This window comes from Methylobacterium nigriterrae (assembly GCF_037106235.1).
GTDB lineage: Bacteria > Pseudomonadota > Alphaproteobacteria > Rhizobiales > Beijerinckiaceae > Methylobacterium > Methylobacterium nigriterrae.
Genome location: NZ_JBAWTG010000189.1, coordinates 1 through 6,447, shown reverse-complemented (window position 1 = coordinate 6,447; position 6,447 = coordinate 1). Strand labels below are relative to the sequence as shown.

Annotated in this window: 10 protein-coding genes; 8 read left to right on the top strand and 2 right to left on the bottom strand. The window is 63.6% G+C overall.

Annotated elements, in window-relative coordinates; translation table 11 throughout:
* The 5 genes from WDW90_RS33610 to WDW90_RS33590 form a co-directional block, all read left to right on the top strand.
* Positions 1-271, top strand: a 271-nt coding sequence (locus tag WDW90_RS33610) for a helix-turn-helix domain-containing protein (protein WP_336492020.1), incomplete at its 5' end; no start/stop codon positions are given.
* A gap of 89 nt (positions 272-360) precedes the next feature.
* Complete coding sequence (locus WDW90_RS33605) at positions 361-816, top strand: DUF6894 family protein (protein WP_336492019.1); 456 nt, start codon at positions 361-363, stop codon at positions 814-816.
* Positions 813-1,109, top strand: coding sequence for a hypothetical protein (locus tag WDW90_RS33600; RefSeq protein WP_336492018.1), 297 nt, complete (start codon positions 813-815; stop codon positions 1,107-1,109). The genes WDW90_RS33605 and WDW90_RS33600 overlap by 4 nt, the downstream gene beginning before the upstream one ends.
* 281 nt (positions 1,110-1,390) lie before the next feature.
* Positions 1,391-2,062, top strand: coding sequence for a Crp/Fnr family transcriptional regulator (locus WDW90_RS33595; protein ID WP_336492017.1), 672 nt, complete (start codon positions 1,391-1,393; stop codon positions 2,060-2,062).
* Between the two features lie 114 nt (positions 2,063-2,176).
* The gene (locus tag WDW90_RS33590) at positions 2,177-2,446 is read left to right on the top strand and encodes a hypothetical protein (RefSeq protein WP_336492015.1); all 270 of its coding nucleotides are present in this window, start codon (positions 2,177-2,179) and stop codon (positions 2,444-2,446) included.
* A 134-nt stretch (positions 2,447-2,580) separates the two neighbouring features.
* Here WDW90_RS33590 and WDW90_RS33585 read toward each other — a convergent pair whose 3' ends face one another.
* The gene (locus tag WDW90_RS33585; RefSeq protein ID WP_336492013.1) at positions 2,581-2,796 is read right to left on the bottom strand and encodes a hypothetical protein; all 216 of its coding nucleotides are present in this window, start codon (positions 2,794-2,796) and stop codon (positions 2,581-2,583) included.
* Positions 2,797-2,963: 167 nt separating this feature from the next.
* Between WDW90_RS33585 and WDW90_RS33580 the strand changes: the two genes are divergently transcribed.
* On the top strand, positions 2,964-3,227 hold the full coding sequence (locus WDW90_RS33580) for a hypothetical protein (RefSeq protein WP_336492012.1): 264 nt from the start codon (positions 2,964-2,966) through the stop codon (positions 3,225-3,227).
* 9 nt (positions 3,228-3,236) lie between these two features.
* Here the strand turns inward: WDW90_RS33580 and WDW90_RS33575 are convergent, their stop codons facing one another.
* Positions 3,237-3,509 (bottom strand): hypothetical protein, encoded by a 273-nt coding sequence (locus WDW90_RS33575; RefSeq protein WP_336492011.1) that lies wholly within the window; start codon positions 3,507-3,509, stop codon positions 3,237-3,239.
* 403 nt (positions 3,510-3,912) lie between these two features.
* On the opposite strand from WDW90_RS33575, the gene WDW90_RS33570 reads away from it, so the two are divergent.
* Both WDW90_RS33570 and WDW90_RS33565 read left to right on the top strand, forming a co-directional pair.
* Entirely contained in the window at positions 3,913-4,515 is a 603-nt protein-coding gene (locus WDW90_RS33570; protein WP_336492009.1) for a phasin family protein, read from the top strand.
* A 370-nt stretch (positions 4,516-4,885) separates the two neighbouring features.
* Entirely contained in the window at positions 4,886-6,127 is a 1,242-nt protein-coding gene (locus tag WDW90_RS33565) for a DUF2382 domain-containing protein (protein ID WP_431311182.1), read from the top strand.
* Positions 6,128-6,447: the final 320 nt, after the last annotated feature.

Sequence of the window (6,447 nt, the reverse complement as noted above, 5' to 3'; positions counted from 1 at the left end):
CGCGGTGGGGCTGACCGAGGGCGATTCCTGCCTCCTGCCGATCACCCAGGTCGAGTTCGGGGACGCGACGGGCCTCTCGAACGTGCACGTCAACCGGGTGCTGCAGGAGCTGCGCGGGTCGGGGCTGATCGTGCTGAGGGGCCGGTACCTCACGATCCCGGATCTCGCCGCGCTCCAGGCCGTGTCGCTGTTCAACGTGAACTACCTGCACCTCTACGGCGAGGGCCGCCACCTCGACGCCAACGGCACGGAGCGGCCCAATCTCGCATAGTGCCGCGGCAACGCCTGAGCGATGTCGACCCGGAATGCTGCAGCCCCAAAGCTGGCTGAACCTGCGTGAGCACAGGACAAGGAGGTCCGATGACGCTCTACCATTTCCATCTGCGGACGGCAGCCGGTCTGGAGCGCGATGAGACCGGCATGATCCGCCCGGACCTGGAGACGGCCTATCTCGACGTCTGCAAGACCATCCCGGCCCTGATGGCCGAGCTGGTGCGGGACGGGCATGCCCCGGCCGCCTGCGCCTTCGAGATCCGGGATGGGGCCGACCAGCTCCTGATGGAGGTGTCCTTCTTGGAGCGGGTGACCCGGAGGCCGAGAACGCAGCGGCCGACGGCACCCGCGCTCTCGCCGGAGACGCAGGCGCTGTTCAACCGGCTCGATCTGCTCACGCTGGCCATCAGCCGCGAGGCGACGCGGCTGCACGAGAACATGGAGTGCGCCTGCAGGCAGGCGGCACGCATGCGGGTGACCCAGTCGGTCCTGCTCTGGTCCTTTCAGGCGTGGTCGGAGCGCCGGGAGGCAGGCGTGCGATGACCCCGGATCTGGCCAACCTCGACCGCGAGCTTGATCACCTCATCTGGCTGGAGCGCGAGTACGAGCACCTCGTTCAGGCCACCCGGCATCTCGCTGATTGGAAGAGGCGCGTGGCCGATCAGGAGATCGCCATCGAGGAGATGAACGCGAAAGGCTGGGATACGTCTCTGGCCGAGGTCCTGTTGCAGACGATGCGGCGCACGCTCGTGGAGGGCCGCAGGCATCAGCAGCTCATCCTGGAGGTTCTGGCCTCCCGCCGCTCCCAAGGCGATGGCCACACGGATGCTCTATAACGCCCAGTCGGCGAACGACGCTGGGCTCTGGCCGAGGTCCGGCAGTGCAAGCTCCGTTGGAACGAGGTGCCCAGCGGGGCACCTGCTCGCGGGCTGGCCGCCAAAGCTTTCATGGTATATTACGCACACAATTCCAGGTTGGCTTGGCTGTGTAAGCCTATAAATCTGAGTTGTGACACGGTTGACAATGCACGATTATAGTCCCTCTTCGCCTGAAGTTGCGCAGGGGTAGCCGAGTGATTGGGGATCCGTTCCTGCGAAAACTTGAACGTGCGGGCCCATTGTCCGACGAAGAGCAAGCCGAGCTGCAGGCCCTGACGTTCAACCGCCGTGCTGTGGCGGCCCGCGACGACATCGTCACAGGCGACATCCCAGATCGCGTCTACCTCGTCATGAGCGGTTTTGCCTGCCGCTATAAGGTCCTCCGAAGCGGCACCCGCCGCATCGTCTCCTTCGTCCTGCCGGGCGACCTCTGCTACATGCACGACGCCGGCGCATTCGGCCGCGATCTGCGGGTCGGCGCCCTCACGCCCTGCTCGGTCGTGGACCTCTCCCGCTCCAAGCTGACGGAGCTGATCGGCCTCCATCCCGGCATCAGCCGCGCGATCTGGTGGGTCACCTTGCGCGAACTGAGCCGGGCCCGCGAGTGGATCGTCAACGACACGCGCCCGGCCGACAGGCGCCTCGCCCACACCCTCTGCGAGCTGCTGGTCTGCCTGCAGGTGATCGGGCTGGCGGACGAGCACAGCTTCGAGTTGCCGCTCTCGCAGCCGGACGTGGCGGACGTGCTGGGCATCTCGCACGTCCACGTCAACCGCATCGTGCAGGGCCTACGCACGAGCGGCCTGATCACCTGGAGCGGCGATCTCCTGACGATCCCGGATGTGCCGGCACTCAAGGCGTTTGGTGACTTCGACCCGGCCTACCTGTGCTTCGAGGGGTTCGGCCCCTGACAGGACCAGGGGGCGCACTCACGCGACTCTGCCCCGCTCGTCGTATGAAACTTGCTGTATGTTAAGCGGTTGAATCTATGGGCTCGGCCGTGAGCCGCCTGCCTGAGGAACGGAATGGTCAACGTCACGCTGCAGTCGGTGCAGATCGGGACCCAGAGCGCAGATTGTGAGGGGCGTCTCGCCTTTGCGGACGGCAAGCTTGTGGCGGTGCTGGTGCGCCTGAGCGAGGAGCTGCACGGCGCAGACAGAAAGGCGGGCCAATGGTGTGTTGAGGCCGGGTTTGGGGCATGCGAGGTCGGCGTGCTGTCGGTCCACTTCGACAGCTTGGAGGCTGCACGAGACTGGATCGCAGAGCGGATCTTGGGGCACCCGCCGGCCAGATGACACCATAACGCCCAATGCGCGAGGCGCCTCGCGGGCAGCTTAGAAAGCGTCAGCCTCACCGGCGCTATGAGCCAGCAGTCCGTCCTAGGTTGCAATCACGAAGGCGTCGGCGCCATAGGTGCGAACAGGGCTGCCTACCTCGGCTTCGCGATGGTCGCGTAATGCTCGGCCGCCGCCAATGCCCGCAAGCGGATGGCCTGCACGCGGTGACGCCGCGCTTGCTGGAGCAGCGCCTGTGCGACGACCGTTCGCCCCATCTCGGCGAGGTGGTCTGCCGCGGAAGCGAGGTCTGTCGCGACACCCTCCGCAATCGAGGCCGCTGCGATGCGGTTCGGAAGAAGTGGCTTCATGGCAGCCTCTGTCATCACCAGCAGCCATGATCGTCTGCTTCATGTGTTGACGAGGCGTTAACCATGGGGTGGGCAACTGGGTCTGCTGATGGCAGACAAGAGAGAAGGGCGACTGCGGATGTACCGGCGCCCTTTTCTTTGTCGTCAGTTCTCCCATACTCACAGGCATGGCTGAGACCCCCACCATCGGCGCCCTTGTCACAAGTGGCGCGATTGACAGAGTAGAAATAACGGCGGCGGTGGATGCCGTCCTAGCTGATCCAAGCACGAAGACCTACGTGTTGGGTGAACGATTTTCGCTCGATCTGTTTGCTGCCGTCGCGGCCCATCCGTTTGCTGTGAAGACGCTAAAACGCATGAACGCGGGCCTTGCAGCCCGTCGTACAGCGGTGCGCACCGCCATCATGCTGGCGCGGCCGGAGAAGGTATGAGATCCAGCCTCATGCGGCCTCGTCCTTCTCGCGCAGTGCTGCTCGGAGGTCAGGCAGGGCAGCGATGTTCGCAGCGATTCGCTGTGCCTCCTCCCGAGACATGTACCCAGTGATCGCCCGTCGCTCGGTGTCATCCGAGAAGTAGACGTAGGCCAGCGGCGCACTGGCTGCGTCCTCGATGCGGAATGCCTCCTCAAGCTCGATGATGCGCCAGGGTGCAGAGAAGCGACGAGCCTGCTCAATCATGCGACGGCTTGTACCTCCAAAATGCGGCTGCAGCATGCCCCGCTTTCTGATTGGCGCGGACGTAAGCTCCTGAGGGGCGAGCCTTGCCACACCGTTCGGAGGGAAGTCGATCAGAACGGCGTCTTCGGCGGCCTCAGGTCGTCGCTCGCATCGAGTTCGGCATGCAGCGACACACTCGGCTTCATCCGTACGGCACCGTTCCTAGCGGAGGCATCTTGCAACGCACTCAGCGGGTTCCAGCGGCAATGTAATTTTTCACGCGGCAAATAAGAAATTAATCTGGGTTGAAAAATCCCGAGATGAATTCATATCGTTGCTGCAAGCCGACTTAGGCGCAACGCAAGAAGCAGAGATGTTTACTTTGCCGTATTGCCTCTGTTGCCTTGTTGTTTTGCATCTAAGCGGCGGACGAGAAGCAGAATAGCGGGAGAGCATTCAAGTGGCTGTTAATCAGACGACTGCCCAGAGCACGCAGCGTGATCAAGAGAACAAAATCTCGGACGCTGCAAAGGACAGCATCAACAGGACCGCCGAGCAGGGCGCGCAGCTCGCTGATCTTACGCGCGACGGCGCTAACAGGATAGCCGAAATACGCGATCAAGCCGCCGAGAATACAAAGCGGATCGTCGAGAGAGGCATCGAGGCGGTCTCGCATCAGGCCCGTGAGGCAACCGACCGCTTCACCCGGACACTGGGCTTTTCGGGCGAGGATAGCGAGCGGCTGGCCCGCCAGTCCAAGCAGAACGTGGAGGCCATTACGCGCTGCGGCACGGTTCTGACCCAAGCCTTCCAGGACACCTCGCGCCATTGGTTCGAGCTGAGCCAGCGGCAGTGGCAGCGCAATCTGGAAGGCCTCAACAAGCTGACCCAGGCCAAGTCGGTCCAGGAGTTCGCGGCCATCCAAAGCGAACTGGCTCGGGACGGCTTGCAGCACATGGTTCAGGACAGCCGTACCATTGCCGAGACCTCGCTGCGCGCGGTCGAGGAAGCCAGCAAGACCATCTCCAGCGTAGCCCAGCAGAGCCCCACCCTGGTTCGCTAAGCTAGACCAGCACGCGAAGTCAGGCGTGCCCGGGATCAACAACAAACCAGAGGGGTGGCCACATGAGCCTCCCCTCTTCGTCCCAGTCACACAGGCTTGTTACCCCTTGGTATGGAACGCGAGCAGCGATCGTGGGAGCGGGTTTACAAACGTCATTGTCGCCTCATGCCAGCTGGTGCCCGCTACCCTGCGCCCGTCCGCGCGAAGGATAGCGAGAACCAACCGCACCCGTTTCGTCTCCTCGGGCAGCGTGCAGTCGCCTCTGCTCAGGTCAGGGCTCCTGCCTTGCAGGGATGGAGGGCTGCTGGACCAATGATTTCTGCAATTGCGCCGCTCGCAAACGTTCAAGCGAAGCCCACCAAGCAGGAAAATCGCTGAATTAGCCGCGACGACAAAACAGTTTCCAACATCCCATGAGGCAATCATGACCACGATCAGGCAGTTGATTCAAACCAGCCCCACGAAAGCGAACGAGCTCTTCGTGGCCCTCGCCGACACCTCGAACAATGCGGTGAAGACGCGCGAGCGTCTCCTGGGTGACCTAAAAACCGAGCTGGAGCTCCTGGCCCAGCTGGAAGAGGAGCACCTGTTCCCGGTCCTCCGCAAGCACAAGGAGACCAAGGACCTCGTCAGCGCCGCCCTGAACGACAACAAACAAACCCGCAAGATACTGGCTGAGCTGGAGCAGACGCCCAAGGGCAGCGAGGAGTTTGGCCCGAAGGTCGTCGAGCTGCGGAAGGTCTTCCAGCAAAGTGTACGGGATGAGCGCAAGGAGCTGCTCCCGGCAGTCCTGAAGGCGCTGAGTGACGAGGAGGCACAGGCCATCGTCGAGAAGATCGAGGAGGGCAAGGCCGAAGTCGAAGAAGCCAAACGCGCCGAGGCTGAGCAGCGCCGGGCCGAGCAACGGCAAGAGCGCGAGCAGGCCGACAAGCTCCTCGCCGAGCAGAAGGAAGCCGCCGAGCGCGAGCGGGAGAACCGCAAGGCCGCCCGGCAGACGGCCGAGCAGGTGGCGCAGACGGCTGAAGCTGCCGCCGAGAGCTCCCGCAAGGTGGCCCAGAGCGCTGCAGAGACCGTTCAGCGTGTTGCGACCGCCCCGTTGAGCACCGGCTCGCTCTTCTTTGATGCGATGTTTGGGTTCTGGGGCCTGCCGTCGGGGCGTTCCCTGGCGCGCTCCGGCAATGCCTCGGCATCCAGGAACCAGCTGTCGAGCCAGGACGAGGAAGTCATCCCGCTGGCGGAAGAGACGCTGATCGTGGGCAAGCGCACCGAGAACAGCGGCACGACCAGGGTCCGCCGCTATGTCGTCGAGGTCCCGGCCGAGCAGGAGGTGACGCTGTATGACGAGAAGGTGGTGGTTGAGCGGCGCCGGCCCGTCACCGATCAGGCAAGCGGCGAGACCTTGACCGAGCTCACGGTCGAGATGGTGGAAACCTCTGAGGTGCCGCTCGTGGCCAAGGGGGTCAGGGTCAGGGAAGAGGTTGTGGTCCGGCGGGAGCGCACGAAGCGTGTTGAGACGGTGCGGGACACGATCCGGCGGGATGAGGTCGAGATCTCGAACGCGAGCGGGCGCTCCGGCAACAGGCGAGCCGCACTCGCTTACAGCCGCAAGTAGGTGCGGACAGCTGATACAAGCGAGCCGCGGTCGGTACCGACCGCGGCTTTCCTCTTACTGGATCATTCCGACGCCGTTCCGCATGCGTCCGGTCTGAGGTTTTGGAACGTGACCGGCGAGACGTCTTAGACGTGTGTTGAACAGACCGCCGGATTGCCAGCCGCACCCATCAGCCCCGCGCCTAACCGCCAACGGGCGAGGCGGCTTATTCAAAAACGATGGGACACTGTTGGCGAATTCGACAGCTATGCCGTGAGGGCCTTGAAGCGTGAGGTGCGCGTGGGTGCCAGCGGACGCAGCGAGAACCAGGCAGCGAGGCG

What these genes read in the sequence shown, in the direction of transcription:
- WDW90_RS33605 (WP_336492019.1), top strand. Translation starts at nt 361, where the DNA reads ATGACGCTCTACCATTTCCATCTGCGGACGGCAGCCGGTCTGGAGCGC.
- WDW90_RS33600 (WP_336492018.1), top strand. Translation starts at nt 813, where the DNA reads ATGACCCCGGATCTGGCCAACCTCGACCGCGAGCTTGATCACCTCATC.
- WDW90_RS33590 (WP_336492015.1), top strand. Translation starts at nt 2,177, where the DNA reads ATGGTCAACGTCACGCTGCAGTCGGTGCAGATCGGGACCCAGAGCGCA.
- WDW90_RS33585 (WP_336492013.1), bottom strand. Translation starts at nt 2,796, where the DNA reads ATGAAGCCACTTCTTCCGAACCGCATCGCAGCGGCCTCGATTGCGGAG.
- WDW90_RS33580 (WP_336492012.1), top strand. Translation starts at nt 2,964, where the DNA reads ATGGCTGAGACCCCCACCATCGGCGCCCTTGTCACAAGTGGCGCGATT.
- WDW90_RS33575 (WP_336492011.1), bottom strand. Translation starts at nt 3,509, where the DNA reads ATGCTGCAGCCGCATTTTGGAGGTACAAGCCGTCGCATGATTGAGCAG.